At 73.7% G+C, this 24,668-nt stretch carries 23 protein-coding genes; 11 read left to right on the forward strand and 12 right to left on the reverse strand.

From position 1 onward, the window contains the following. The first annotated feature begins 17 nt into the window (after positions 1-17). The 3 genes from ACZ4VA_RS14610 to ACZ4VA_RS14620 are packed head-to-tail and all read left to right on the forward strand — an operon-like array spanning position 18 to position 2,259. The gene (locus tag ACZ4VA_RS14610; RefSeq protein ID WP_356166402.1) at positions 18-776 is read left to right on the forward strand and encodes a LamB/YcsF family protein; all 759 of its coding nucleotides are present in this window, start codon (positions 18-20) and stop codon (positions 774-776) included. Then, on the forward strand, positions 773-1,390 hold the full coding sequence (locus tag ACZ4VA_RS14615; protein WP_452923951.1) for a 5-oxoprolinase subunit B family protein: 618 nt from the start codon (positions 773-775) through the stop codon (positions 1,388-1,390). Before ACZ4VA_RS14610 ends, ACZ4VA_RS14615 begins: the two co-directional genes overlap by 4 nt. Beyond that, positions 1,387-2,259, forward strand: a complete 873-nt coding sequence (locus tag ACZ4VA_RS14620; protein ID WP_468081529.1) for a 5-oxoprolinase subunit C family protein — start codon at positions 1,387-1,389, stop codon at positions 2,257-2,259. Before ACZ4VA_RS14615 ends, ACZ4VA_RS14620 begins: the two co-directional genes overlap by 4 nt. 30 nt (positions 2,260-2,289) lie before the next feature. On the opposite strand, the gene ACZ4VA_RS14625 is transcribed toward ACZ4VA_RS14620, so the two are convergent. The 4 genes from ACZ4VA_RS14625 to ACZ4VA_RS14640 form a co-directional block, all read right to left on the reverse strand. Continuing rightward, positions 2,290-3,483 (reverse strand): glycosyltransferase, encoded by a 1,194-nt coding sequence (locus tag ACZ4VA_RS14625; protein WP_389392046.1) that lies wholly within the window; start codon positions 3,481-3,483, stop codon positions 2,290-2,292. Beyond that, entirely contained in the window at positions 3,480-4,604 is a 1,125-nt protein-coding gene (locus tag ACZ4VA_RS14630) for a glycosyltransferase family 4 protein (protein WP_468081532.1), read from the reverse strand. Before ACZ4VA_RS14630 ends, ACZ4VA_RS14625 begins: the two co-directional genes overlap by 4 nt. A gap of 138 nt (positions 4,605-4,742) precedes the next feature. Continuing rightward, the gene (locus ACZ4VA_RS14635; RefSeq protein WP_389392044.1) at positions 4,743-6,161 is read right to left on the reverse strand and encodes a HEAT repeat domain-containing protein; all 1,419 of its coding nucleotides are present in this window, start codon (positions 6,159-6,161) and stop codon (positions 4,743-4,745) included. 301 nt (positions 6,162-6,462) lie between these two features. Further along, positions 6,463-6,855, reverse strand: a complete 393-nt coding sequence (locus ACZ4VA_RS14640; protein WP_355782597.1) for an ankyrin repeat domain-containing protein — start codon at positions 6,853-6,855, stop codon at positions 6,463-6,465. A 338-nt stretch (positions 6,856-7,193) separates the two neighbouring features. Here ACZ4VA_RS14640 and ACZ4VA_RS14645 point away from each other — a divergent pair, with 338 nt between their 5' ends. Together ACZ4VA_RS14645 and ACZ4VA_RS14650 are read left to right on the forward strand one after the other, a co-directional pair. Further along, the gene (locus tag ACZ4VA_RS14645) at positions 7,194-7,388 is read left to right on the forward strand and encodes a hypothetical protein (RefSeq protein ID WP_121404479.1); all 195 of its coding nucleotides are present in this window, start codon (positions 7,194-7,196) and stop codon (positions 7,386-7,388) included. 37 nt (positions 7,389-7,425) lie between these two features. Next, positions 7,426-9,090 carry a P-loop NTPase family protein gene (locus ACZ4VA_RS14650; protein ID WP_356166419.1) on the forward strand — a complete coding sequence of 555 codons (1,665 nt, stop codon included), beginning with the start codon at positions 7,426-7,428 and terminating at the stop codon, positions 9,088-9,090. A 15-nt stretch (positions 9,091-9,105) separates the two neighbouring features. On the opposite strand, the gene ACZ4VA_RS14655 is transcribed toward ACZ4VA_RS14650, so the two are convergent. After that, positions 9,106-10,605 (reverse strand): SCO1417 family PLP biosynthesis transcription factor, encoded by a 1,500-nt coding sequence (locus ACZ4VA_RS14655; protein WP_356166422.1) that lies wholly within the window; start codon positions 10,603-10,605, stop codon positions 9,106-9,108. A gap of 64 nt (positions 10,606-10,669) precedes the next feature. Here ACZ4VA_RS14655 and yczE point away from each other — a divergent pair, with 64 nt between their 5' ends. The 4 genes from yczE (at position 10,670) to ACZ4VA_RS14675 (ending at position 14,151) form a co-directional block, all read left to right on the forward strand. Then, positions 10,670-11,368 carry a membrane protein YczE gene (yczE, locus tag ACZ4VA_RS14660; RefSeq protein ID WP_468081536.1) on the forward strand — a complete coding sequence of 233 codons (699 nt, stop codon included), beginning with the start codon at positions 10,670-10,672 and terminating at the stop codon, positions 11,366-11,368. Further along, on the forward strand, positions 11,365-12,132 hold the full coding sequence (locus ACZ4VA_RS14665; protein WP_355792437.1) for a glycerophosphodiester phosphodiesterase family protein: 768 nt from the start codon (positions 11,365-11,367) through the stop codon (positions 12,130-12,132). The genes yczE and ACZ4VA_RS14665 overlap by 4 nt, the downstream gene beginning before the upstream one ends. Positions 12,133-12,174: 42 nt before the next feature. Next, on the forward strand, positions 12,175-13,521 hold the full coding sequence (locus ACZ4VA_RS14670; protein WP_468081538.1) for an MFS transporter: 1,347 nt from the start codon (positions 12,175-12,177) through the stop codon (positions 13,519-13,521). 255 nt (positions 13,522-13,776) lie between these two features. Continuing rightward, the gene (locus tag ACZ4VA_RS14675; RefSeq protein WP_003977404.1) at positions 13,777-14,151 is read left to right on the forward strand and encodes an RNA polymerase-binding protein RbpA; all 375 of its coding nucleotides are present in this window, start codon (positions 13,777-13,779) and stop codon (positions 14,149-14,151) included. Between the two features lie 179 nt (positions 14,152-14,330). Here ACZ4VA_RS14675 and fxsA read toward each other — a convergent pair whose 3' ends face one another. The 4 genes from fxsA to ACZ4VA_RS14695 form a co-directional block, all read right to left on the reverse strand. Continuing rightward, positions 14,331-14,909 (reverse strand): FxsA family membrane protein, encoded by a 579-nt coding sequence (gene fxsA / locus ACZ4VA_RS14680; protein ID WP_355795153.1) that lies wholly within the window; start codon positions 14,907-14,909, stop codon positions 14,331-14,333. Positions 14,910-14,982: 73 nt separating this feature from the next. Further along, on the reverse strand, positions 14,983-15,774 hold the full coding sequence (locus ACZ4VA_RS14685; RefSeq protein ID WP_355795155.1) for a polyprenol monophosphomannose synthase: 792 nt from the start codon (positions 15,772-15,774) through the stop codon (positions 14,983-14,985). Positions 15,775-16,352: 578 nt separating this feature from the next. Then, positions 16,353-17,975: an amidohydrolase gene (locus ACZ4VA_RS14690; RefSeq protein ID WP_356166429.1), complete on the reverse strand. Its 1,623-nt coding sequence runs from the start codon at positions 17,973-17,975 to the stop codon at positions 16,353-16,355. Positions 17,976-18,042: 67 nt separating this feature from the next. Then, positions 18,043-18,483: an Lrp/AsnC family transcriptional regulator gene (locus ACZ4VA_RS14695; protein WP_355790884.1), complete on the reverse strand. Its 441-nt coding sequence runs from the start codon at positions 18,481-18,483 to the stop codon at positions 18,043-18,045. 267 nt (positions 18,484-18,750) lie between these two features. On the opposite strand from ACZ4VA_RS14695, the gene ACZ4VA_RS14700 reads away from it, so the two are divergent. Beyond that, complete coding sequence (locus ACZ4VA_RS14700; RefSeq protein WP_355790887.1) at positions 18,751-19,188, forward strand: hypothetical protein; 438 nt, start codon at positions 18,751-18,753, stop codon at positions 19,186-19,188. A 1-nt stretch (position 19,189) separates the two neighbouring features. Here ACZ4VA_RS14700 and ACZ4VA_RS14705 read toward each other — a convergent pair whose 3' ends face one another. The 3 genes from ACZ4VA_RS14705 to ACZ4VA_RS14715 all read right to left on the reverse strand — a co-directional run bounded on the left by ACZ4VA_RS14705 (position 19,190) and on the right by ACZ4VA_RS14715 (position 22,987). Continuing rightward, entirely contained in the window at positions 19,190-20,203 is a 1,014-nt protein-coding gene (locus ACZ4VA_RS14705; protein ID WP_468081542.1) for a phosphotransferase family protein, read from the reverse strand. A 13-nt stretch (positions 20,204-20,216) separates the two neighbouring features. Next, positions 20,217-21,347, reverse strand: coding sequence for an Rv3169 family protein (locus ACZ4VA_RS14710; RefSeq protein WP_356166435.1), 1,131 nt, complete (start codon positions 21,345-21,347; stop codon positions 20,217-20,219). Between the two features lie 467 nt (positions 21,348-21,814). Then, complete coding sequence (locus ACZ4VA_RS14715; protein ID WP_356166441.1) at positions 21,815-22,987, reverse strand: acyl-CoA dehydrogenase family protein; 1,173 nt, start codon at positions 22,985-22,987, stop codon at positions 21,815-21,817. A 379-nt stretch (positions 22,988-23,366) separates the two neighbouring features. Between ACZ4VA_RS14715 and ACZ4VA_RS14720 the strand changes: the two genes are divergently transcribed. Beyond that, on the forward strand, positions 23,367-24,620 hold the full coding sequence (locus tag ACZ4VA_RS14720; protein ID WP_468081545.1) for a glycoside hydrolase family 18 protein: 1,254 nt from the start codon (positions 23,367-23,369) through the stop codon (positions 24,618-24,620). The last annotated feature ends 48 nt before the right edge of the window (positions 24,621-24,668 follow it).

The raw sequence follows: 24,668 nt of genomic DNA on the forward strand, positions 1-24,668 counted from the left end.
AGGAGAACGGACACCCCATGACCCTGATCGATCTGAACGCCGACCTCGGCGAGGGCTTCGGCCGCTGGCGGCTCACCGACGACGAGCAGTTGCTGTCCGTCGTCACGAGCGCCAACGTGGCCTGCGGCTTCCACGCCGGGGACGCGATCACCATGCGGCGGGTGTGTGAGCTCGCGGCCGGTCGGGGCGTGCGGATCGGGGCCCAGGTCTCCTACCGGGACCTGGCGGGATTCGGGCGGCGCGCGATGGACGTGCCGCCCGACGAACTGGCCGCCGAGGTGGCCTACCAGATCGGCGCCCTGGAGGTCTTCGCCCGGGCGGCCGGCACGCGCGTGTCGTACGTGAAACCGCACGGCGCGCTCTACAACCGCGTGGTCCACGACGAGGCGCAGGCGCGTGCCGTCGTGGACGGCGTCCTGCTGGCCGGGGGCTCGCTGCCGGTCCTCGGGCTGCCGTCCTCCCGTCTGCTGGAGCTGGCGGCGGAGGCCGGGTTGCCGGCCGTCACGGAGGCGTTCGCGGACCGCGCCTACACCTCCGCGGGCACCCTGGTGCCCCGCACCGAGGAGGGCGCGGTGATCACGGACGGGGACGTGGTCGTCGAGCGGTCGCTGGGCCTGGCCCGCACCGGTGAGGTCGCCACCCGCTCCGGGGAACGCGTCACGGTCCGGGCCCGCTCCCTGTGCCTGCACGGGGACACCCCCGGCGCGGTGGACCTCGCCCGCCGGGTCAGGGCCGGCCTGGAGTCATCGGGCGTCCGCGTGGAGGCGTTCGCATGAGGACGCTCGCGGTCGGCGACCACGCCCTGCTCGTCGAGGTGGGCTCCGGCGAGGAGGCCCAGGCCCTGCACGCCGAGCTGCTGCGCCGCCGCGCGGAGGGCGACCTGAGCGCCGGGGAGATCGTGCCGGCGGCGCGCACGGTCCTGCTGGACGGCGTGCCGGACCCCGCCCGGCTGGCGGAGCGCCTCGGCGGCTGGACGATCCCGCCCCTGGCCGCCCGCGCGGACACGGCCGTCGAGATCCCGGTGCGCTACGACGGCCCCGACCTGGCCGAGGTGGCCGCCCTGTGGAAGGTGCCGCCGGGGAAGGTGGCCGAGATCCACGGGGCCACCGCGTTCCGCGTGGCGTTCTGCGGGTTCGCGCCCGGCTTCGGCTATCTCACCGGACTCCCCTCCCACTACGACGTCCCCCGGCGTGCGACCCCGCGGACGGCGGTCCCCGCGGGGTCGGTCGCCCTCGCGGGCCCGTACACGGGCGTGTACCCCCGCTCCTCGCCCGGTGGCTGGCAGCTCATCGGCACCACCGACGCCGTCCTGTGGGACCACCGGCGGGAGCCCGCCGCGCTGCTGGCCCCGGGCACGCGCGTGCGCTTCGTCCCGGCGGGCCCCTCATGACGGACCTGGCCCTCGCCGTCGTCCGCGCCGGCGCCCTGACCACTGTGCAGGACCGCGGGCGCCCCGGCCACGCCCACGTCGGTGTGCCGCGCTCCGGGGCACTCGACGGGCCGGCGGCCGCGCTGGTGAACCGGCTGGTGGGGAATCCGCCGGACGCCGCCGTCCTGGAGACCACGCTCGACGGCTGCGCGGTGCGGCCTCGGTGCGCGGTCACCGTGGCGGTGGGCGGCGCGCCCTGCCCGGTCACGGTGGACGGCCGGCCGGTGCCCTGGGGCGCGCCGGTCCGGATCGCCGCCGGGTCCCTCCTGGACGTGGGTCAGGCACGCGCGGGCGTACGCAGCTACGTGGCCGTCTCCGGCGGGCTGGCGGTGGAAGCGGTCCTGGGCAGCCGTTCCACCGACCTCCTCTCGGGTCTGGGCCCCCCGCCCCTGACCGACGGCGCGGTCCTGCCGCTGGGACCCGGGAACGGCACGCACGCGCGGGTGGACGTCGCCCCGCAGCCCGCCCCGCCCACCGAACTGGTGCTGCGCGTGACCCTCGGCCCGCGCGACGACTGGTTCACGGAGGCCGCCCTGCGCACCCTCACCGGCCGCACCTACGCGGTGTCCTCCGCGAGCAACCGCATCGGCCTGCGCACGGAGGGACCCGCCCTGGAGCGGGCCGTGCCGGGCGAACTCCCCAGCGAGGGCCTCGTCCTCGGCGCGGTCCAGGTGCCGGCGGACGGCAGGCCCCTGGTCTTCCTCGCGGACCATCCGACCACCGGCGGATACCCGGTGATCGCGGTCGTGCGCCCCGCGGACCTGCCCGCCGCCGCCCAGGCCGTCCCGGGCACACCGCTGCGCTTCGTGGCGGTGCGCCGGCGCGGCTGAGCACCCGAGCCCGGCGAGGGCGGCGCCCGGTCAGCCCGGGAGCGGCACGGGCGTGCCGAAGGCCCGGGGCGCCGCGTCGTGGGCGGCGAGGAAAGCGTTCACCGAGCCGGCCCAGCCGAAGCACTCGGCACGCGCGCGTGCCGCCCTCCTCCGTTCGGCCTCCGGCTGCGCCAGGAGCGAGCGCACCGCGTCCGCGAAGGACCCGCCGTCGTCGGCTGCGGTGAGACCCGCGGCCCCGATCACCTCGGTGAGCGCCGACGAGGCGCTGGCGACCACAGGGGTGCCGCAGGCCATCGCCTCCAGGGCGGCCAGCCCGAAGGTCTCCGCCGGACCGGGCGCGAGGCAGACGTCGGCGGACGCCTGGAGCGCGCCCAGCGCCGCCCGGTCGGCGACGTGCCCGAGGAAGGTCACGGGCAGTGCCCGCTCCCGGGCCCGCAGCTCCAGCCGGGCGCGCAGGGGACCGTCCCCGGCGACGACGAGCACCGCGCGCCGGCCGTGCCGCAGCAGTGCCTCCAGCGCGTCGAGCGCCGTGCCGGGCCGCTTCTCGACCGACAGCCGGGAGCACATCACCAACAGAGTCTCCCCCACGCGCGCGTGCCGTGCCCGCACCCCCGGGTCCCGCAGCGCGGGATGCCGTCCGGCGAGGTCGACGCCGAGGGGAGCCCGTACGACGTTGCGGGCGCCGATCCGCACGAACTCCCGGGCGGCGAACTCCGTGGTGCACACCACGCGCGCGTAGGTGTGCGCCGTACGGGTGTTGAGGGCGTCGGCGGCGCGCCGGGCCAGGCCCTCGGGGAGACCCCAGGTCCGCAGCACTCCGTCGGCGGTCTCGTGGGAGACCATCACGGCCGGCACCCGGGCCCGCCGCGCCCAGACCCCGGTCCAGCGCAGCGTGGTGCGGTCGCAGACCTCCAGTCGGTCGGGCGCGAGCGACTCCAGCAGCGCGGCGACCCGCCGCCGGTCGGTGAGGACCCGGTAGCCGCCGGTCCCGGGCAGCAGCGGCCCCGGCAGGGTGATCACGCGCCCCTGCTCGGTCGTGTGGTCGGTGAGGCGTTCCCCCGGGACGATCAGCACGGGCCGGTGCCCGGCCGCGAGGTAGCCGGCGCCCAGCTCCCGCAGCGCGGTCCGCAGGCCGCCCGAGGCGGGGGCGACGAAGTTGGCGAGCCGCACGATCCGCAGGCCCGTACCGGGGCTCGTACGGTCCTGGCCGGTGAGGGGGTTCATGCCGCCACCGCCGTCCGAGTGGAGAGCACGTCCGTGTAGTGGCCGATGAGCTGGTCGCCGACGGCGGCCCAGGTGCGGGTCTCCACCGCGTCTCGGCCGGCGGCCCCGTAGGCGGCGCGCAGCGCGGGGTCGGCGGCGAGCGACCACACCGCGTCCCGGACCGCCGCCGGGTCGCGCGGCGGGACGAGGAGCCCGGTGCGTCCGTGGGCCACCAGGTCCAGCGGTCCGCCCGCGGCGGGCGCCACGACGGGCACCGCGCTCGCCATCGCCTCCTGCACGGTCTGGCAGAAGGTCTCGAAGGGCCCGGTGTGCACGAAGACGTCCAGTGAGGCGAAGATCCGGGCGAGGTCGTCGCCGGTGCGGCGGCCGAGGAAGACGGCGCCCGGCAGAGCCCCGTCGAGCGCGGCCCTGCTCGGTCCGTCGCCCACCACCACGACCCGCACGCCCTTCATCCCGCAGACCCCGGCGAGCAGCTCGACCTGCTTCTCGGGGGCGAGCCGCCCGACGTAGCCGACGATCAGCTCGCCGCCGGGCGCGAGTTCACGGCGGAGCGCCTCGTCGCGCCGGTCCGGGCGGAAGCGGACGGTGTCGACGCCGCGCGGCCACAGCCGCACCCGGGGCACCCCGTGCGCCTCCAGGTCGTGCAGGGCGGCGCTGGAGGGGGCCAGCGTGCGGGCGGCGGCGGTGTGGACGGCGCGGATGCGCCGCCAGGCGGCGCCCTCCCCCGCCCCCATGTACGTACGGGCGTAGCCGGCGAGGTCGGTCTGGTAGACGGCCACGGCGGGAATCCGCATCCGGGTGGCGGCGGCCATGCCGCGCACGCCCAGCACGAAGGGGCCGGCCAGGTGGACGAGGTCGGCGCGGTGCTCGGTGATCGCCGCGGCGACGCGGCGGCTGGGGAGGGCGACCCGGACCTGGGGATAGCCGGGCAGCGGCAGGGAGGGGACCCGGACGACGGGGCACGGCGCGAGGGCGTCGGGCCCGCTCCCGGCCGCGGTGGCCGGGGCGACGACGAGGGGGGCGTGCCCGCGCTCGGCGAGGTGCCGGGCGGTCTGGAGGGCGCAGTGGGCGACGCCGTTCACGTCGGGCGGAAAGGACTCGGTCACGATGACGACACGCATAACCGTGTTGTCGTCGCGCCGGACGTGGACGCGTCAACGTGGATCTTTCCGGACGAGGAACGTCCCATGAGCGTTGCGCTGCGCGCCCGTCCGGCCGGGCCCGCGGCCTCGGCCGCCCGTCGTCAGGTCATCCGGCGTTCACACGGCGGGCATGTCCGGTCCGATCCGGCTGCGTACGGCCGTCTGCACCTCGGCCTCCTCGGCGGGGTCCGCGGCGAGCCGGCGCAGCTGGTCCACGACACGGGCGTCACCGGTCTCGGCGTGCCGGGCGGCGACCTCGCGGGTGGACTCCTCGCAGTCCCACAGGCACTCGACGGCGAACCCGGCGGGGAAGGAGGGGTCGGTGGCGGCCAGGGCGCGCGCGGCGCGGCCGCGCAGCTGGGACGAGGCGGTCTCACGGTAGATGTGGCGCAGTACGGGTCCCGCGCAGGCGATGCCGAGGCGTCCGGCGCCGTCCACGAGCGTCCACAGGGTCGGCGCGTCGGGCCCTTCGCCCCGTACGGCCTCGCGCAGGGCCTCGAGGACGAGGTCGCTGTCCTGTGCGCCGCCCCGGCAGGCCAGCATCCGGCCCGCGGCGGCTCCCAGGGCGTCCGGGCGGTGTGCCCAGCGCCGGGCCCGGTCGACGGCGGCGACGCTGCGCATCCGCTCGAAGGCGTCCACGGCGGCCTCCACGACCGGTGCGGTGCCGGCGGCCGCGGCGCCCTCGATCAGGTCGAGGACGTCCGGATCATTGCTGTCGGCGAGGTAGCGCAGGGCGGTGCAGCGGGCTCCGTCGTCCCCGTCGCGGGCGGCCTCGACGATCTGCGGACGGTCCTCGGGGCCGGCGACGGCGGAGAGGCAGCGGGCGGCCGGGACATGGAGCGCGGCTCCACGGTCGAGGCCCTCCTGGGCCCAGTCGAAGACGGCCCGCACGCTCCAGCCCGGGCGGGGCCCGGCCGGTCGCATCTGCCGTTGCCAGCGGTCGAAGGAGCCCTGTTCTTGGGCGGCACGCACGCGTGCGCCGATCGACGGGCGCGGATCCTCGGCCCACAGCCGCCAGGGCCGGGGTTCGAAGGCGTCGCGCACCTGCGCGGCCAGCTCGGCCTCACCGGCGGGATCGGCGGGGAACCGCGCGAGGACGGGGGCGGCGAGACTGCGCAGGCCCGCGTCGTCGTCACGCAGGGCGAGCTCGTCCAGGGCCCAGGCCCAGTTGGTGCCGGTGGCGGCGTAGCTGCGCAGCAGTTCCAGCGCGTCGCGCCTGCCGTACGAGGCGAGGTGGCCGAGGACCGCGAGGGCGAGGCCCGTGCGTGACTCGCAGGTGTCGAGGATGTCCTCGGCGTCGAAGAGGTGCCGCTCGATCTCGTCGAGCTCACCGCTCAGGTCGAGGAAGAGACGGGCGTAGTAGAGGGAGCGGTTCTCCACCTGCCAGTCGTGGCGGGGGTCGCGGAGCACGCACTGGTTGAGCGCCGCGAGCGCTTCGGCTCGCGGTGCGGTGAGCGCGTGCAGCGTGCCGTCGCCGCGGCCCCTCTGGAGCAGGCCGAGCAGCGTACCGCTGGGCGCTATGACCGGATCGAACATGGGAAACAGCCTCACATCAAGCGTCGACGCAACCGGGGATCGTGCTTTACCTGGCCGCGTGACAACACGTCGGGGCGCCCGCCGTTTCCTGCTTGCTGTAGACCATCTTCCTCTGCCTCTCGTCGGTGGCCCGTGCGGGCCGCGTCACGGCCCGCGCGGTGCGGCAACACCTGCCCAGCCATCGCGTCCGTGAATCACGACGTCATGATGACCCAGCGGTTCTTCCCGCCGCGACCGCATTTCCGGCGGCCCCGTACCGCCTCCCCCGTTTTCAGCGTTCTGCCTGGTCAGGGCAGTGAGTTCAGTGTGCGCCGAACAGTTCGAGCAGTTCTGTCCGGGCGAACATGCGGGCCGTGTCGACGGCCGAGGGGGTGCCCGCGGCCGGATCGGCACCGGCGTCCAGGAGGACCCGGATCACGGCTTCCTCGCCCTTGAAGACGGCTCCGGCGAGGGGGGTCTGCCCGCGGTCGTTGATCCGGTCCGCCTCGGCGCCGCGCTCCAGCAGGGCCCGCACCGCGTCCGCGTGGCCGTGGTAGGCCGCGAGCATCACCAGGGTGTCCCCGCGGTCGTTCGTGAGGTCGGCGGGGACGCCCGCGTCGACGTACTCCACGAGGGCCTCGGTCTCGCCTCGGCGCGCCAGATCGAAGATCTTGGTCGCCAGCTCCACGACCTCGGGGTCGGGGGCTTCACTCATCGGCCGGACCGCCTCTCACTTACGAGTGCTTCTGGGGACTGCGGGAGCTTACGACAGCGAGCGGCACCGTCGTGCCCGGGAGGGTACGACGGTGAACGGCGCGGCCGTACGGGTGAATCGCCAGCGTACTGGCTTCGGCGGCACATGAGCGGTGCCGTCCGAGGCAAAGATCACCACGGGCGCCGCCGGAGGCGTCAGCGGGTCCCGGGCGGCTCCGACGGCTCGGCCGTCCGGGCGAAATCTGGGGAATTTCACTCAGTTGCACCTTTTATCGTATGGATACATGCTGTGAGCCTGGAAGAACTCATGGTGACTGTCCCCACAACCAGGAGCCAAAAATGATCCTGTCCATCTCCGGCGTCGTCCTCCTCGGCATCATCGTCTTCCTCTTCTTCCGCAAGGACGGCCTGAAGGCGTCACACGCCATGGTCTCCGCGCTCTTCGGCTTCTACCTCGCCAGCACGGCCATCGCGCCGAGCATCAAGGCGGGCGGCGAAAGCCTCGCGGGGCTCCTCGGCGGAATCAAGTTCTGACGCCCCTCCCCTACGCACGCACGATCAGGAGACACCAGTGGCGCGGCGCCCTCTTCCCCGCATTCTGAGCAACGGCAGCGCACAGATCGCCCGGAGCCGGGAGCTGGCCCGGACGGCGGCCGACAGCGCCACCGATGTCCTCCACCCACTCATCACGATCACTCGTGGTCTGCGCCGGCTGGCTGGAGCCGGGCGGCGCAGGTGGGCCGACACACCGAAGGACCGGCGCGGGCCGCTCCTGTTCCTGGTCGCTTCGGTGGTACTGGTCGTGGCCCTCGTGCCGTACGGGCCGCTGCTCGCCGTCGTCACGGTGATGGCGGCGGCGGCCTGGAAGGGCCGCGAACGGCGGCCGTCGCAGCCCACGGGCCCCGACGAGCCGCAGACCAAGCGCCTGCAGTCGCTGTACGAGGCGCTCGTCCCGTACTTCTCGACGGCGGAGGACCCCGCCCCCCTCTACGCCCACGGCGGCGAGTGGGAGCAGGCATTCCCGTCCTACGAGTTCGACGACACCGGCCGCGTCTCGCGGCTGCTCGTCCGCTACCCGGCGTACTTCACGGACGGCGAGGCGGAGTCCCGCGCCCGCGTCGAACAGCTGCTGCACACCAAGTCGGGCCGCGGCCGCGAGTACCACTTCGTCTGGGACGAGGAGGGCAACGAGCTCTCCGTCTCCGTCCTGTCCCCGCTGCCCACCGACATCGCCGCCCAGCGATTCGTCACGGCGCCCGGCGAGACGGTCCTCGGCTTCACCGACCCGAGCGACGTCCAGCGCACGCTCCCCGTCACCCACGGCGAGGAGCAGCGCGACGTTCCCCCCGTCGTCTGGCGCACGGGCGTCCGCTCGACGGAGCCGCACCTGCTCGTCGCGGGCGAGCCGGGCAGCGGTACGACCACCCTGCTCCGCTCGATCGCCCTGCAGGCCCTGCAGCAGGGCGACGTCCTGATCGTCGAGGGCGGTGGGACCGGCGAGTTCGCGTGCCTGACCGGCCGCGACGGCGTCCTCGCCGTCGAGAGCGGCCTGACCGGCGCGTTCACGAGTCTGGAGTGGGCGGCGCACGAGACGGAGCGGCGGCTCGTCGCGGCGAACCGCGCCCGGCAGGCCGGCCGCCCGGCGCCCGACGACATCAGGCGCCCGCTGTGGATCCTGCTCGACCGTCCCAGCACGCTGGGGCTGCTCGCCGCAGCCGACGGGCGCAAGGACCCCCAGTCCCTGCTCCAGGTCCCGCTGCGGCACGGGCGCGCGGCCAACGTGACCGTCGTCGTGGCCGACCAGTTCGACAGCCTCGACGCCCTCTCCGACGCGGTGCGGCAGCACACCCGCGCGCGCGTGGTCCTCGGCCCGGCGTCCGCGGCGCAGCTCCAGGCGGTGCTGGGTGTGCCGCCGCACACCACGCCCACCCCGGACACCCCGCCCGGGCGGGGCTACGCGCGGCTCGGCTCGGGCCCCGTCCACCGCCTCCAGGTCCCGGCCACCCCGGACCCGTTCGACGACGCGACGAGCGAAGCCCATCGCCGCGCCGTGCTGGCCCTGCTGCCGGAGCGCACGACTCCGGTCGGGCCCGAGCACCTCGTCCCGGGAGAGGCGGACGCGGACGCGGAGATGGAGGCGGAGCTGGAGAAGAAGCCCGCCGTGGAGACGGAGAAGAAGCGCCCCGTCCCGGTCCTGGAGCCCATGCCGACCGAGGTCGCCGTCGCGGAGAGCTGAGGCGCCCGGCCCGGCCTACGCCACGAACGTGCGCGGCGCGTCGGACCCGCCGCCCGCGCCGGTCTCCACCAGCCGGGCCGCCGCGGCCAGCCGGACCGCCGCCTCCTCGGCCACCGCGCCGGACACCGTGAACGGCAACCGCACGTACCCCTCGAAGGCCCCGTCCACCCCGAAGCGGGGCCCCGAGGGCACGCGCACCCCGACCCGCTCCCCCGCCTCGGCGATCCGCGAGCCCGACAGGCCCCCGGTGCGCACCCACAGCGTGAGCCCGCCGCGCGGGACGGAGAACTCCCACCCGGGCAGCTCACGCCGCACGGCGGCGACCAGCGCGTCGCGGTTCTCCCGCGCCTGTTCCCGACGCACCTCCACGGCCTGCTCCCAGCCGCCGGTGCTCAGCAGCCAGTTCACCGCGAGCTGCTCCACGACGGGGGTCCCCAGGTCGGCGTAGGCGCGCGCCGAGACCAGGCTGCGGATCACGTCGGGGGCCGCGCGCACCCAGCCGATGCGCATCCCGGCCCAGAACGCCTTGCTGGCCGAGCCGACCGTGATCACCGTCGACCCGGCGGGGTCGAAGCCGCACACCGGGCGCGGCATCTCGACGTCCGCGTCCAGGTGCAGTTCGTTCATGGTCTCGTCGACGACCAGCACGGTCCCGGCGGAGCGGGCGGAGTCCACCAGCCGCCGCCGCTGGTCCTCGTCGGCGAGGGCGCCGGTCGGATTGTGGAAGTCGGCGACCACGTACGCGAGGCGGGGCGCGGACTCCCGCAGCACCTGGCGCCATCGGTCCATGTCCCAGCCCGCGAGGCCCTCCGCCATGGCGACCGGCACCAGTCGGGCCCCGGCCTCGCGCATCAGCTGGAGGATGTTGGCGTACGAGGGGGACTCGACGGCGATGCGTTCGCCGCGGCCGGCGAACAGGTGGCAGATCGCGTCGATCGCGCCCATCGCCCCGGTGGTCACCATGATCTGTTCGGGCATGGTCGGGATGCCGCGGGCGGTGTACCGCTCGGCGAGCATGGAGCGCAGGGCGGGCAGGCCGGCCGGGTAGTCGCCGTGGGTGTGCGCGTAGGGCGGCAGTTCCTCCAGGGCGCCCTGGACGGCGCGGGTGAGCCACGGCTCGGGCGCGGGCAGGGCCGCGGTGCCGAGGTCGATCATGGAGCCCAGCGCCTCGGGCGGCAGCGGTTCCAGGCCCCGCGCGGGCAGCGGGTTGCCCGCCGGGACGGCGGTCCAGCTGCCCGCTCCGCGCCGGGACTCCAAAAATCCCTCGCTGCGCAGCGCCTCGTACGCGGCGGCGACCGTGGTGCGGCTGACGGTCAGGGCCAGCGCCAGTTCACGCTCGGCGGGCAGCCGGGCGGCGACCGGTACGCGGCCCTCCAGCACGAGCAGCCGGATGCCGTCGGCGAGCGCGCGGTAGGCCGGCGGGCGGCGGGTGCCGGGGCCGGCGGGGCGGTCCTGCTGCGAGGTGAGGAGCCGGGCGAGCTGCGCCGCTCCCACCGCCGAAGTCCACTGCACCATGTCGACCAGTCCACCTTCCCCGAATTGGCCATGGATGACGACCGTTTCCACGCCACAGAGTGTCATGCGTCAGGCCACTGCCACCACACGGGGGATTCCTTTGTCCACACATTCCGGGTCCGGGCGGCTGCCCCTCCGGCTCGTCAAGCTGTACGCGGGCCTCGCCCTGCACGGCGCCAGTTCGGCGCTCCTGGTGCGGTCCGGCCTCGGTCTGGAGCCGTGGAACGTGCTCCACCAGGGTCTCGCGGAGCTGACCGGGCTGACCATCGGAGTGGTGTCGATCATCGTCGGGGCGGCGGTGCTGCTCCTGTGGATCCCGCTGCGCCAGCGGCCGGGGCTCGGCACGGTCTCCAACGTCTTCGTGGTCGGGGTGGCCATGGACGGCACCCTCGCCCTCGTGCCGGAGGCGCACGGCTTGACGGTCCGGGTCACGCTGCTGGTGGCGGGCATCGTGCTGAACGGAGTGGCGACGGGCCTCTACATCACGGCGGGCTTCGGTCCCGGCCCGCGCGACGGCCTGATGACGGGCCTGCACCGGCGCACCGGCCGCTCGATCCGCCTGATGCGCACCTCTGTCGAGGTGACCGTGGTGGCCACCGGCTTCGCCCTCGGCGGCACCGTCGGGGTGGGCACCGTCCTGTACGCGCTGGCGATCGGCCCGCTGGCCCAGCTCTTCCTGCGCGTGTTCGCCCCCGCGCCGGCACCGCCCGGCAGCACGGTCGTCGCCGCCGGTCAACCGGAGCGCGCGATACTGCCCGGGTGAGCACCCGCATACGCCATCCCTACCTCGACCACCCCGGCCCGATCCCCTTCGCCCACCGGGGCGGGACGGCGGAGGGCCTGGAGAACACCCTGTTCCAGTTCCGCCGGGCGGTCGAGGCGGGGTACCGCTACATGGAGACGGACGTGCACGTCACGGCGGACGGCCGGCTCGTCGCCTTCCACGACAGCACCCTGGACCGGGTGACGGACGGGGCGGGCCGGCTCGCCGACCTCCCCTGGGACGAGGTGCGCCACGCGCGCGTGGCGGGCCGCGAACCGGTACCCCTCTTCGAGGAACTCCTCGACACCTTCCCCGGGGTCCGCTGGAACGTCGACGTCAAGGCCGAAGGGGCGCTGCTCCCCCTGCTGAGTCTCATCGAGCGCACGGCCTCCTGGGACCGCGTCTGCGTCGGCTCCTTCTCCGAGGCGCGAGTGGCCCGCGCCCAGCGCCTGGCAGGACCCCGCCTCGCCACCTCCTATGGCACCCGCGGCGTCCTCGGTCTGCGTCTGCGCTCGTACGGGATGCCCGCCGTCCCGCGCCGTCCCGCGGTCGCGGCCCAGGTGCCGGAGACCCAGTCCGGCGTGACCGTCGTCGACCGCCGCTTCGTGCGCACCGCCCACGCGCGCGGCCTCCAGGTGCACGTGTGGACGGTGAACGAGCCCGCTCGCATGCACCGGCTCCTGGACCTGGGCGTGGATGGCATCATGACCGATCACATCGACACGCTGCGCGAAGTCCTGGAGGACCGGGGCACCTGGGTCTGAGCCCCCGCGCACCGTGCATCCACGGAGAGCGAGGGGCGCGGGTTGGGCACCGACACCGTGCGGGCGACGGAGGCCGACGAGGCCACCGGGCGGCGACGCGAACAACGCGGCTGGTACGTCTACGACTGGGCGTGCTCCGTCTACTCGACGAGTGTGCTGACCGTCTTCCTCGGCCCCTATCTGACCTCGGTAGCCAAGTCGGCGGCGGACGCGGACGGCTTCGTGCACCCCCTGGGCGTCCCGGTCCGCGCCGGCTCCTTCTTCGCGTACTCCGTGTCGGCGTCCGTGATCCTGGCGATCTTCGTGATGCCGCTGGCGGGAGCCGCCGCCGACCGCACGGGCCGCAAGAAGCCGCTGCTGGCGGCCGCCGCGTACGTGGGCGCCGCCGCCACCGCGGGCATGTTCTTCCTGGACGGCGACCGCTACCTCCTGGGCGGACTGCTGCTGATCGTCGCCAACGCCTCGCTGGCGGTCTCGATGGCCCTCTACAACTCCTACCTGCCGCAGATCGCCCCGCCCGAGGAGCGCGACGCGGTCTCCTCCCGCGGCTGGGCGTTCGGCTATGCGGCGGGTTCGCTGGTCCTGGTCGCGAACCTCGTCCTGTTCACCGCCCACGACAGCTTCGGCCTCTCCGAGTCGGCGGCCGTCCGCATCTGCCTGGCCTCGGCGGGCATCTGGTGGGGCGCCTTCACCCTCGTACCGCTGCGCGCCCTGCGCGACCGCCGTACGGCGCCGACGGGGCCCCCGGTGAACGGCTGGCGGCAGCTGGCCTCCACGGTCCGGGACATGCGCCGGCAGCCGCTCACGCTCGCCTTCCTGCTCGCGTACCTCGTCTACAACGACGGCATCCAGACGGTGATCTCGCAGGCGTCGGTGTACGGCTCGGAGGAACTGGGCCTCGACCAGTCCACCCTGATCGTCGCCGTCCTGCTGGTCCAGGTGCTCGCCGTGGCGGGCGCGCTCGGCATGGGGCGCCTGGCGCGCACGTACGGCGCCAAGCGCACGATCCTCGGCTCGCTGGTCGCCTGGACCGCGACCCTCGGCGCGGGATACTTCCTGCCGGCCGGCGCGCCCGTGTGGTTCTTCGTCCTCGCCGCCGGCATCGGTCTCGTCCTCGGCGGCAGCCAGGCCCTGTCCCGCTCACTGTTCTCGCATCTGGTGCCGAGCGGGAAGGAGGCCGAGTACTTCTCCACGTACGAGATGAGCGACCGCGGGATGAGCTGGCTGGGCCCGCTCCTGTTCGGACTCACCTACCAGCTGACCGGAAGTTACCGGGACGCGATCGTGTCCCTCGTGGCCTTCTTCGTCCTCGGGTTCGTGCTGCTCGCGCGGGTCCCGGTACGGCAGGCCGTCCGCGACGCGGGCAATCCCGAACCGGCCAGGATTTAGCGCGCGACGCCAAAGGCCGGTAGTGTACGCGTTTGGCCTGCCTGGCGTACCGTTACTGCGCGTCAAAGAACACGAAACGCCGGGTGACATCTTCTGTCAGATGTGACAAACCGGGCGCTGGTGGGTACAACAAGGGGCGGCTACGACGGCGACGCATGACCCACAACGGGAATCTTTACCGCCGACCGGACGTTGACCGGATGACGACGACAGCGACACCTGTCCTGTGGGCGACAAGCCCGGGAGGCACGATTCATGAGTGAGCGAGCTCTTCGCGGCACGCGCCTCGTGGTGACCAGCTACGAGACGGACCGCGGCATCGACCTGGCCCCGCGCCAGGCCGTGGAGTACGCATGCGAGAAGGGGCACCGGTTTGAGATGCCCTTCTCGGTCGAGGCGGAGATCCCGCCGGAGTGGGAGTGCAAGGTCTGCGGGGCCCAGGCACTCCTGGTGGACGGCGACGGCCCTGAGGAAAAGAAGGCCAAGCCCGCGCGTACGCACTGGGACATGCTGATGGAGCGGCGTACCCGAGAGGAACTCGAAGAGGTCCTCGAGGAGCGTCTGGCGGTTCTGCGCTCAGGCGCGATGAACATCGCGGTACATCCGCGGGACAGCCGCAAGTCCGCGTAACTCCTCCGGGAGCTGGGCGGCATACCGACACACGCACGACGACCGCGGGCACCGTACGTTCAGTACGGTGCCCGCGGTCGTCGTGCGTTCTGTTCTCTTCTGCGCCCCGGTCGGCTCTGTTCTGCGCCCGGTCGGTCGGCCCTGGTTCCCGCGCCGCCGTGGCGGCGCGGGAGCGCCGGTCAGCGGCCGAGCGGCGGGCGGCTGTCCACGGCCGGACCCTCGTCCCGCGGGCCCTCGTCCCTGATGACCTCGCCCTGGACGACCTTGCCGTCGGGACGGTGGATGCGGGACTGCCGGAAGGCGTCCTGGAAGGTGCCGGGGACGGCCGCGCGCATCCTGCGGTCCACGGCGCGCTCCGTGTAGGCGCTGACGGCCTTCTGGACCGGCGGGACCAGCAGCAGGAGACCCAGGGCGTCGGAGATCAGCCCCGGCATCATCAGGAGCAGACCGCCGAGCATCATCGGGCCGTTGCCCCGGGTGCCGCCGCCCGTGGGCGGCACCCCGCTCTGCTGTCGGCGCAGCGTCTCGTTCAGGTTGCTGAAGGCCCGGCGTCCGGCCCGCTTGACCACGACCGCGCCCAGCACGAAGCCCGCGAGGATCAACAGCAGGACGGTGCCCCCGCCCGCCGCGCCGGCCACCACGGTCAGCAGCCAGATCTCCAGCACGAGCCAGGCCGCGACGCCGAGCGGCAGGAAGGTACGCAGCCGCGAGCGCCGGGGCCGGGCGGGCTGCGTGGGGGTCGGAACGCCAGTCGTCATGCTCCCAGTGTGCCTGGGCGCGGCTCAGCGCGGGATAAGGGAATGATCAGTCGGGGCCGGTGCCGGGGGCCGTTCAGGTGGTCTTGCGCCCGAGGACCTTGCCGACCCGCTCCCCCACGCCCCACGTGGTGACCCGCCACAGTGCCTCGACCAGGATGTCGCGGCTCATCTTGGAGTCGCCCAGCTCCCTCTCGACGAAGGTGATGGGCACCTCGACGACGTGGTAGCCGGCCTTCACGGCACGGCGGGCGAGGTCGACCTGGAAGCAGTAGCCCTGCGAGGCCACCTCGCCCAGACCGAGGCCCTTGAGGGTCTCCGCGCGGAAGGCGCGGTAGCCGCCGGTGACGTCCCGGATCGGCACGTCGAGCAGGACGCGGGAGTACAGGCTGCCGCCGCGGGAGATGAACTCGCGGGACTTGGGCCAGTTGACGACCCGGCCGCCCGGCACCCAGCGGGAGCCGAGCACGAGGTCGGCGCCCTTGAGGGCGGTCAGCAGCCGGGGTAGTTCCTCGGGCTGGTGGGAGCCGTCGGCGTCCATCTCGATGAGCACGCCGTAGCCGTGCTCCATGCCCCAGCGGAAGCCCGCCAGATAGGCGGCGCCGAGGCCCTCCTTGCCCTTGCGGTGCAGCACCTGGACGTGCTCGTCCTCGACGGCCAGCTCGTCGGCGAGCTTGCCCGTGCCGTCCGGGCTGTTGTCGTCGGCCACGAGGACGTGCGCGTCGGGCACGGCGGCCCGCACCCGGGCGACGATCTTCTTGATGTTCTCCGCCTCGTTGTAGGTCGGAATGATCACCAAGGCCGTCCCGAGGGGGCCGAACTGTCTCCCCTGGGCTCCTGCCGCGAGGGTCCCGTCGCCGTCGTTCACCACTGCCCCTTCATGTCCGTACGCAGGGGTCCACCATAATGGCCGCGGCCCGCGTTGCCGCTCCGGCACGTACGTGTACGGGGTGTCCGTTCCCCCGGAGCGGCGAAGGCGGAGCGGCCGGCCGCGGACCGGCCCGGCGCCTCCGCTGCGGATCGGGGCCCGGCGCCCTTCGGGCCGACCAGGGACCCGCTGGCTGCGGGTCGACCGAAAGCCGTTGTCTACTGGACGTCCGGGCCCCACCCGGGTCGCACCTTCCCCCGCGCTCCGGCGGAGCGGGGAGGGACCCATCCGGCCGGAACGTTCCCTCGCCCCGCGGCTCGTGCGCTGGGCCTGGCACCCAGTGGTGGTGTGCCGGTGCGGCACACCATCCCTGACCCAGCGGCGCTGCGGCGACTGCGTGAAGTTCCCCGGCCGGACCTCCGGTGGTGGACCCGGCCGAACCTACCCGCCTCCCGCAGTCGGCTGTCAACAGTCGCCTGACCTGCGGTTATTCGGTCAACTGCCTGGTCAGTGCGGAGGATGCCCAGGTCGCGCACCGCGTCGGAGAACCCCGGCCAGCGCCGCGCGGGCCCGGCACATCACTCGTCCGGCCGTACGAATACCGTCCGGCCGCCGACGACCGTGCGCAGGCAGACCGGGAGGTCGGCGCCCGGGGTCAGGTCGGGCAGCCCGGGCGTGCCGGAGCGGGGGTCGGTGGACCAGCGCGCCACACGGTCGTCGGGTGCCTGGACGACGAGTTCCTCGGTGCGCCACACGGCGTAGTCCGCGGGGGCTCCGGGGACCAGAACACCCGCGTCGTCCCGTCCGACGGCGCGCCAGCCGCCGCGCGTATGCGCCGTGAACGCGGCGCGCACGGACACGCGGTGGGCCGGGGTGCGGTGGAAGGCGGCGGCGCGGACGGTGCCCCACGGGTCGAGGGGGGTCACGGGGCTGTCGGAGCCGAAGGCGAGCGGGACGCCGGCGCGCAGCAGCGCCGCGAACGGGTTGAGGGTACGGGCCCGTTCGGCGCCGAGGCGCTGGGCGTACATGCCGTCCTCGCCGCCCCACAGGGCGTCGAAGGCGGGCTGCACGGAGGCGGTGAGGCCCAGTTCGGCGAAGGCGGCGACGGTCTCGGGGGTGAGCATCTCGGCGTGCTCGACGCGGTGGCGGGCGGCGCGCACGCGGGCGAGTCCGACCTTCTCGGCGGCGGCGCGCATGCCGTCGACCACGGCGGTGACGGCGGCGTCCCCGATGGCGTGGAACCCCGCCTGGAGTCCGGCCTCGGTGCACCCGACGACGTGCGCGGCGACGGCGGCGGCGTCCAGGTAGGCGGTGCCGGTGTGGGCGGTGTCGGCGTACGGCTGGTGGAGGCAGGCGGTGTGCGAGCCGAGCGCCCCGTCGACGAAGAGGTCGCCGGCGGCGCCGACCGCGCCGAGGGCACGGGCCCGGGCGATGCCCTCGTCGCCGTGCTCTGCCCAGTAGCCGACGACGCGGGGGCCCGGCTGCTCGGCGGCGAGGGCCAGCAGCCCGGTGAAGTCGTCCTCGGAGGAGATCTCGGGGCCGGCGCACTCGTGGACGGAGCCGATGCCGAGCGAGGCGGCGTGGGTGAGCGCGGCGCGCTGCGCCTCGGTGCGCTGCGCGGGGGTGACGGCCCCGAACGCGGCGGCGCGCACGGCGTGGTGGGCGTCGCGGGTCAGCGGTCCGTCCGCGTACCCGGCGCGGCCGGTGACGCCGGGCACCAGGTCGAGCAGCGCCGTGGTGACGACGGCGGAGTGGACGTCGATGCGGGAGAGGTAGAGCGGGCGCCCGCCGGTCGCCTCGTCGAGTTCGGCGCGGGTCGGGGGCCTCCCGTCGGACCAGCGGGCGGCGTCCCAGCCGTGGCCGAGCAGGACCCGGTCGGCGGGGCGGGCGGCGGCGAAGTCGCGGACGAGGGCGAGGGCGGCGTCCAGGGAGGGGGCACCGGACAGGTCGAGGCCGGTGAGGGCGAGCCCGGTGGCGGTGGTGTGGACGTGGGCGTCGGTGAACGCGGGGGTGACGAGGGCGCCACCGAGATCCACGACGTCGTCGACGCCGCTCGCGAAGGCGTCGGCCGCGCCCTCGGAGCCGACCCAGGCGATCTGCCCGCGCTCGACGACCATCGCGGTGGCGAAGGGGTCCGCGGGGCTGTGGACTTCTCCACCGCGCAGCAGCACGGTGTCCGACGGGGCGGTGCTCTCACTCATGGGCACCAGTCTCGCCCCTAGGAGCGCCCCGGCCGCGCGCGGGGGCCGGGAAGCGGGCGGGGCGCCGTCAGATGCGCGGCGGCCGTGCCTCGTACGGGGTGGAGAGCACCACGGTGGTGCGGGTGGAGACGCCGGCGAGGGAACGCACCCGGGCGAGCAGCTCCTCCAGTTCGTGCGGCGTCGAGACGCGCACCTTGAGGATGTAGTTCTCGTCACCCGCGACGCTGTGGCAGGCCTCGATCTCGGGGACGCCCGCCAGCCGTTCCGCGATGTCGTCCGGGGCGCTGGGGTCGAAGGGCTTCACCGAGATGAAGGCGGTCATGGGCAGCCCCACGGCCGCCGGGTCGACGACCGCGGCGTAGCCACGGATCACGCCGCGCTGCTCCAGCCGGCGCACCCGCTGGTGCACGGCCGACGTGGACAGGCCCGTGGCCTTGCCCAGGTCGGTGTAGCTCATCCGCCCGTCCTCGACGAGCAGCTGCACGATCTGTCGGTCCAGCTCCTCCATGGCGCAAGAACCTACAGGGCGTTGATCCCGGCGGATACCGAGCGGCCCAGGTCATAGCCGGTTCGTGATGTCGGCGCCCGCCGCCGGGGCGCCGTCCGGGAGGGACGATCCGGCCAGGTCGGGCACCTGCGGGAGGCATGTGACGAACGCCACAGTTCCGCGGCGCACTCCGTGATGTTCTCGCGATTACCTCGCAGGCCCGACGGGAAGTGCTTGGTGTGGTCGAGGTCGCAGCGCCTTGTCGGCCCACCCGAGGGGGAGAATCCCATGCAGAGTCTTAAGCGCCCTGGTCGTTCCACGCCCAAGAGGCAGCAGCCCGTCCTTGAGCCCGAGCCGGAGGGTGTCGAACCGGACGCCCTGGACGGCGAGGAGTTCGACGCGTACGACACCTTCGAGATGTACCGGGTGTTCTGCCCGGACTGCGCGCAGCCGATCGCGCTCCTCGCGGACGAGGAGGTCCTGCCCGAGCACGCGCTGTGCGCCTCGCCGTGGAACCCCTTCGGGCTGACGGTGTGCGCCGGTACGGGCCGTTCGGCCGCCGACGCCCGTCCCGCCGACGAGACGACGGAGCCTCAGGAGCAGGACACCGCGCTGCTGTTGACGCTCCCTCAGGGGCTCGACTGGCGGAAGCAGCCCTTCTCGCACGTCGGCGGTCCGGGCTCGCGCCCGATGAGGGTCCCCGGCATGCGGCGTCACGCCGCCTGAGTCAGTCCTCGTAGCTGCCCTGCACCATGGCCCGCAGGCTGCCGTGGTGCAGGATCAGTGTGTCCGGGTCGGCCGGGACGGCGGTCTCGCCGAAGTGCACCTGCCGGTGGGCGACGCGCAGCATGACGATCGCCTGCCGCAGCGCCGCGTAGAGGACGTAGAAGTCCATGTGGCGGGGCTGTCCGAGGCGCTCGGTCAGGTCCTGGAAGAAGCGGTGGAGGTAGATCGTCCAGCCGAGGTCGACCTCGCGCGGGGCGAGGGCCGCCATCTCCCAGTCGAGGACGGCCGCGGGTTCGAAGCCGTCGTAGACGACGTTGCCGATGCGGGCGTCGCCCCAGGTGAGCACCGGCTCGCGCGGCCACAGCTCCTCCAGCCGGTCGAAGGCACTCTCGATGAGCGGTGAGCGCGGCAGGCCCTCGACGACCCAGTCGTAGTAGGCGCGTTGGGCCGTGACGTGCTCGCGCAGCCCGCCCGTCCCCCATGAGCGCAGGTACGGTTCCCGGCGCACGTCGATCCCGTCGTGCAGCCGCGCGAGGAGTCCGACCGTCGCGGCCTCCAGGTACTCGCGCTCCTCGTCGCTCGCGGCGTGCAGCCAGTTCCCCTCGTACGTGTAGGGCATCACGTCGGGCGGCACCCTGCCTTCGACGCGCTCCATGACGAAGAACGGCGCCCCGAGGGGTGCCGGGTCCTTCTCCAGCCACACCACTCGCGGCACCGGCAGCGTGGTGCGCTCGGCGACCAGGCGCATCGTGTGGAACTGCCGCGGCATGTCGTAGACGGGGAAGACCGCGTACGCGGCCGGGTCCGCCGCCAGTCGCAGCGCGCAGGCGCGGACGGGCGCCCGGGGGTGTTCCAGGTCGAAGAGCAGGGTCTCGCTGGACATGCCGTTCGACTCGGGGACGGTCACATGGGCGGCTTCGGCGCCCGGCAGCCGGGTGGTGAGCCAGGCGTTCAGCCGGCGGGTCAGCTCCTCCGGGTCCCGGGTCGTCGTGCGCGGACGGGGTGCCGTGGTCATCTCGCCACTCCCTTCAGGGCGCGACCGAGTCGAATCCGGTGAAGCCGCTGGGGTCGTGCCGGCCGAAGGAGGCGTGCTCGAAGATCCCGTGGCCGACCTGTCCGTCGAGCGTGAAGCGGGCCGCGTGGTCGGTCACGCCGTACGCGGCGAGCGGGTGCGCTCCCGGTCCGGCGAGGTCGTAGCGGCGGCGGTCGGTCCAGCCGCGCCCGCGCCAGGTGCCGTGCTGCCAGTCGTCGGCGGGCGGATAGCCGGCGCCGACCGCGAGCGGGGACGAGGTGAGCACCCGCACGCCCAGTTCGAGGGGCGCGCGGTGCCTGGGGTGGGTGAGGTGGACGACGGCGGACTCGGGGTGGCGCGTGCCGGGCCGGTAGGTGATGTCGGCCCGGGGCCAGCCGAGTTGGAGGTCTCGCTCACCGTGGCGCACGAGGGTCGCGTCGTTGAGCGAGCGGTGGCCGTCGGCGTCCTCCTCGGCGACGACCATCAGGAAGCGGTCCTCGAAGCGGACGGGCGACCAGATCCAGTGGAATCCCTCGGTCGGACTCTCCTCGGCGGTCCGGCCGCCCTCCTCGCCCGGGATCGGGCGCACGCCCCAGCTGCGGTCCCGGGTGCCGGTCCACTCCCCGCCGGACAGGGCGATCTCCTCGCCGCCGACCCGGATCCAGCCGTCGCAGTGCCCCGCCTGCACGAACCGCCTGCCCTCCAGCGTGAGCCGGCCGCCGCGCCGCTGGAGGTGGTGCGGTTCCCACAGTGCGGGGAAGTCCGCCGTCCAGTTGATCTCGCAGGACAGCCCGTCCGGGTCGCCGGGATCGGCGGCGCAGACCAGGACGAAGTCCTTGAGCGGGCGTTCGACGACGATGCGGAGCGGGCCGACGGACAGATTCATCCGGGTGTCGTCCCGCAGGGCGTCCGAGGCCCGTACGGCGTGCAGGGTGTCGCCCAGCCGCAGGGTCACATAGGCGTCGGTGACCCCCGTGTTCGGATACACGCCGAGGCCCATGATCAGTAGGGCCCGGCCTCCGTGGTCGAAGACGTGGAAGATGCAGCGGTCGTACGCGTTCCGGTCCCCTGTCGCCACGTGCTTCATGGACAGCGGGACCTGGTGCACGGGGTACTCGTCGAGGGCGATGGGGCGGTCGTCCGGCACGCAGGCCTCCTCGGGCGCACGGCAGTTGACGTCGCCCGGAGCGGTGCGGTGTCCCGGCGGCACAGCTGACGGTACGTCAGGTGGCGCCGCGGGGCCAGAGACGGGACGGCGGGCCCGGGGCGCCCGGGCCCGGGGCGCCGGCGCCCGCCCGAACACCCCGGTAGGGGCCCACCGCGAACTCAAGCCCGAATTCCCGCGCCGGTTACCTGCCCGCCGGTGCGCGCGTTGCCCGGGTATGACCCCCAGCTTCCCGGCCACCGGGCGTCGGCGCCGCATCTACGTCCCGCCCCCGGCGGCACCGGTTCCCCCGGGGCCTCAGCAGTACCAGGACCCGCCCATCTACCGCGCGCTGATCCGGACCTGGGCCGACCGCGGCCGCACGCTCCCGGGGCACGCCGACCCGGAGTGGGCCCGGCTGGCGGCGCCACCGGCCGGCCTGAGCCAGTTCGGCTCGGGCCGGGACCCGTTCAGCGTGAGTCCGGACCCGCGAGGTGACGGGCGATGACCATCCGCTGGATCTGATTGGTGCCCTCGACGATCTGGAGCACCTTGGCCTCGCGCATGTAGCGCTCCGCCGGGAAGTCCGCCGTGTAGCCGTACCCGCCGAGCACCTGGACGGCGTCCGTGGTGACCTTCATGGCGGCGTCCGTGCACAGCAGCTTGGCCATCGCCGCCTGCTTGGAGAAGGGCCGCTCCGCGTCGCGCAGCCGGGCGGCGGCCAGGTACAGCGCCCGGCCGGCCTCGATCTGCGTCGCCATGTCGGCGAGCATGAAGCGCAGCCCCTGGAAGTCGGAGATCGGCCGCCCGAACTGCTGCCGTCCGTTGGCGTACGCGACCGCCTCGTCCAGTGCCGCCTGGGCGACGCCGATCGCGCAGGCCGCGATGCCGAGCCGCCCCGAGTCGAGGGCCGAGAGCGCGATCGCGAAGCCCTGCCCCTCCTCGCCGATGCGCCGGTCGTCGCCGACCCGGACGCCGTCGAAGTGGACCTGCGCGGTGGGCGAGCCCTTCATGCCCATCTTCTTCTCGGGTGCGGCGGCGCTGAGGCCCGCCGCGTCGCCGGGCACCAGGAAGGCGGAGATGCCCCGGGGGCCCTCCCCGCCCGTGCGTGCGAGGACGGTGTAGAAGTCGGCGACCCCGCCGTGCGTGATCCAGGCCTTGGTGCCATTGATCACCCACTCGTCGCCGTCCCGGACGGCCTTCGTGCGCAGGGACGCGGCATCCGATCCGGACGAGGGCTCCGAGAGGCAGTACGCGCCGAGGAGACCGCCGCCGAGCATGGCCGGCAGGTGCTCGGCCCGCTGCTCCTTGGTGCCGTAGTTCGCGAGCGCGTGGCAGGACAGGGAGTGCACGCTGACGCCGAGGCCGACGGTCAGGCGGGCGGCGGCGAGCTCTTCGAGGACCTGGAGGTACACCTCGTACGGCTGGTCTCCCCCGCCGTACTCGGAGTCGTACGGGAGTCCGAGCAGGCCCGATCCGGAGAGGAGCCCGAAGACGTCGCGCGGGAACCGTCCGGCGTCCTCCTCGGCGGCCGCCTTCGGTGCGATCTCGCGCTGCGCGATGTCGCGGACGAGCGAGATCAGATCCCGCGCCTCGTCCGTGGGCAGTTGACGGTCCACCGGCTGCGGGGCGCGGTCAGGCATGTCGACGCTCTCCTCCCTGTCGGGCACGTCGGCGGCGCACGCCTGGGATGGGGCGGGTCCACCGGGTCTTTCAGTGCCCAGCCGATGCTGCCCGTCCGGGTCGCGGAAGGTGCTGATCAGCGGCTGTGGCGCTGTGAGTATGCCCGATCGGAGGCACCGAGTCACCAGTTAACGACCGCTTACTAAAAGAAAGGGAAATTGGTCCGAACCATTGACGCACTGGTCTAGTCCTCCTACTGTTCCTGCAACGCGTCACCGCGTTCATGCCAAACGGCAACCGGGGGCCCGGACCGCGCCTCTCCGCATCACCTCAGGCACCTCCCCCGCGGGTCCGGCAGCACGGCCCCCACACGTTCCCCTCCCCCCACGAGGAGACACGATGTCCCTACCGCACCGCTCCCGTCTCAGGACGCTCCTGTCCGCCGCGTGTTGCGCCGCCCTCGGCGCCGGACTGCTCGCCGGCGCGGGCGCCGCGGCGGCCGACGAGTCCGGCACCGCCACGGCCGCGCGTCAGACCACCGCCGCCGCGGCCGGCTCCAAGGTCGTCGGCTACTTCACCGAATGGGGCGTCTACGACCGGAACTACCACGTCAAGAACATCGAGACGTCCGGTTCGGCCGCCAAGCTCACCCACATCAACTACGCCTTCGGCAACGTCACCGGCGGCAAGTGCGCCATGGGCGACGCCTACGCGGCGACCGACAAGGCGTACACCGCGGCCCAGTCCGTCGACGGCGTCGCCGACACCTGGGACCAGCCGCTGCGCGGCAACTTCAACCAGCTGCGCAAGCTCAAGAAGCTGCACCCGAACCTCAAGGTGCTCTGGTCCTTCGGCGGCTGGACCTGGTCGGGCGGCTTCACCGAGGCCGCGAAGAACCCGGCGGCGTTCGCCCAGTCCTGCTACGACCTGGTCGAGAACTCCAAGTGGGCCGACGTCTTCGACGGCATCGACATCGACTGGGAGTACCCCAACGCCTGCGGTCTCACCTGTGACACCAGCGGCCGGGCCGCCTACAAGAACCTGATGGCGGCGCTGCGCGCGAAGTTCGGCAGCGGCAACCTGCTCACGTCGGCGATCCCGGCCGACGCGACCAGCGGCGGCAAGATCGACGCGGCCGACTACGCGGGCGCCGCGCAGTACGTCAACTGGTACAACCCGATGACGTACGACTTCTTCGGCGCCTGGGACGCGACCGGCCCCACGGCCCCGCACTCGCCGCTGAACTCCTACACCGGGATCCCGAAGGCGGGTTACCACACCTCCGCGACGATCGCGAAGCTCAAGGGCCTCGGCGTCCCGGCCTCCAAGCTGCTGCTCGGCATCGGCTTCTACGGGCGCGGCTGGACCGGCGTGACCCAGTCGGCACCCGGCGGCACGGCCACGGGCCCGGCGGCGGGCACGTACGAGCAGGGCATCGACGACTACAAGGTGCTCAAGACGAAGTGCCCGGCGACCGGCACCGTCGGCGGCACGGCGTACGCCAAGTGCGGCAGCGACTGGTGGAGTTACGACACCCCGTCGACCATCGCCGGGAAGATGAACTACAAGAACGCGCAGGGCCTGGGAGGCACCTTCTTCTGGGAGCTGAGCGGTGACACCTCGAACGGCGAGCTGATCAAGTCGATCAACTGAGCTGTTCGGCACCACACTTGGGGCGGGGGTCCGGCGGCTCCCGCCCCT

Source organism: Streptomyces sp. NPDC028308, from assembly GCF_055565855.1.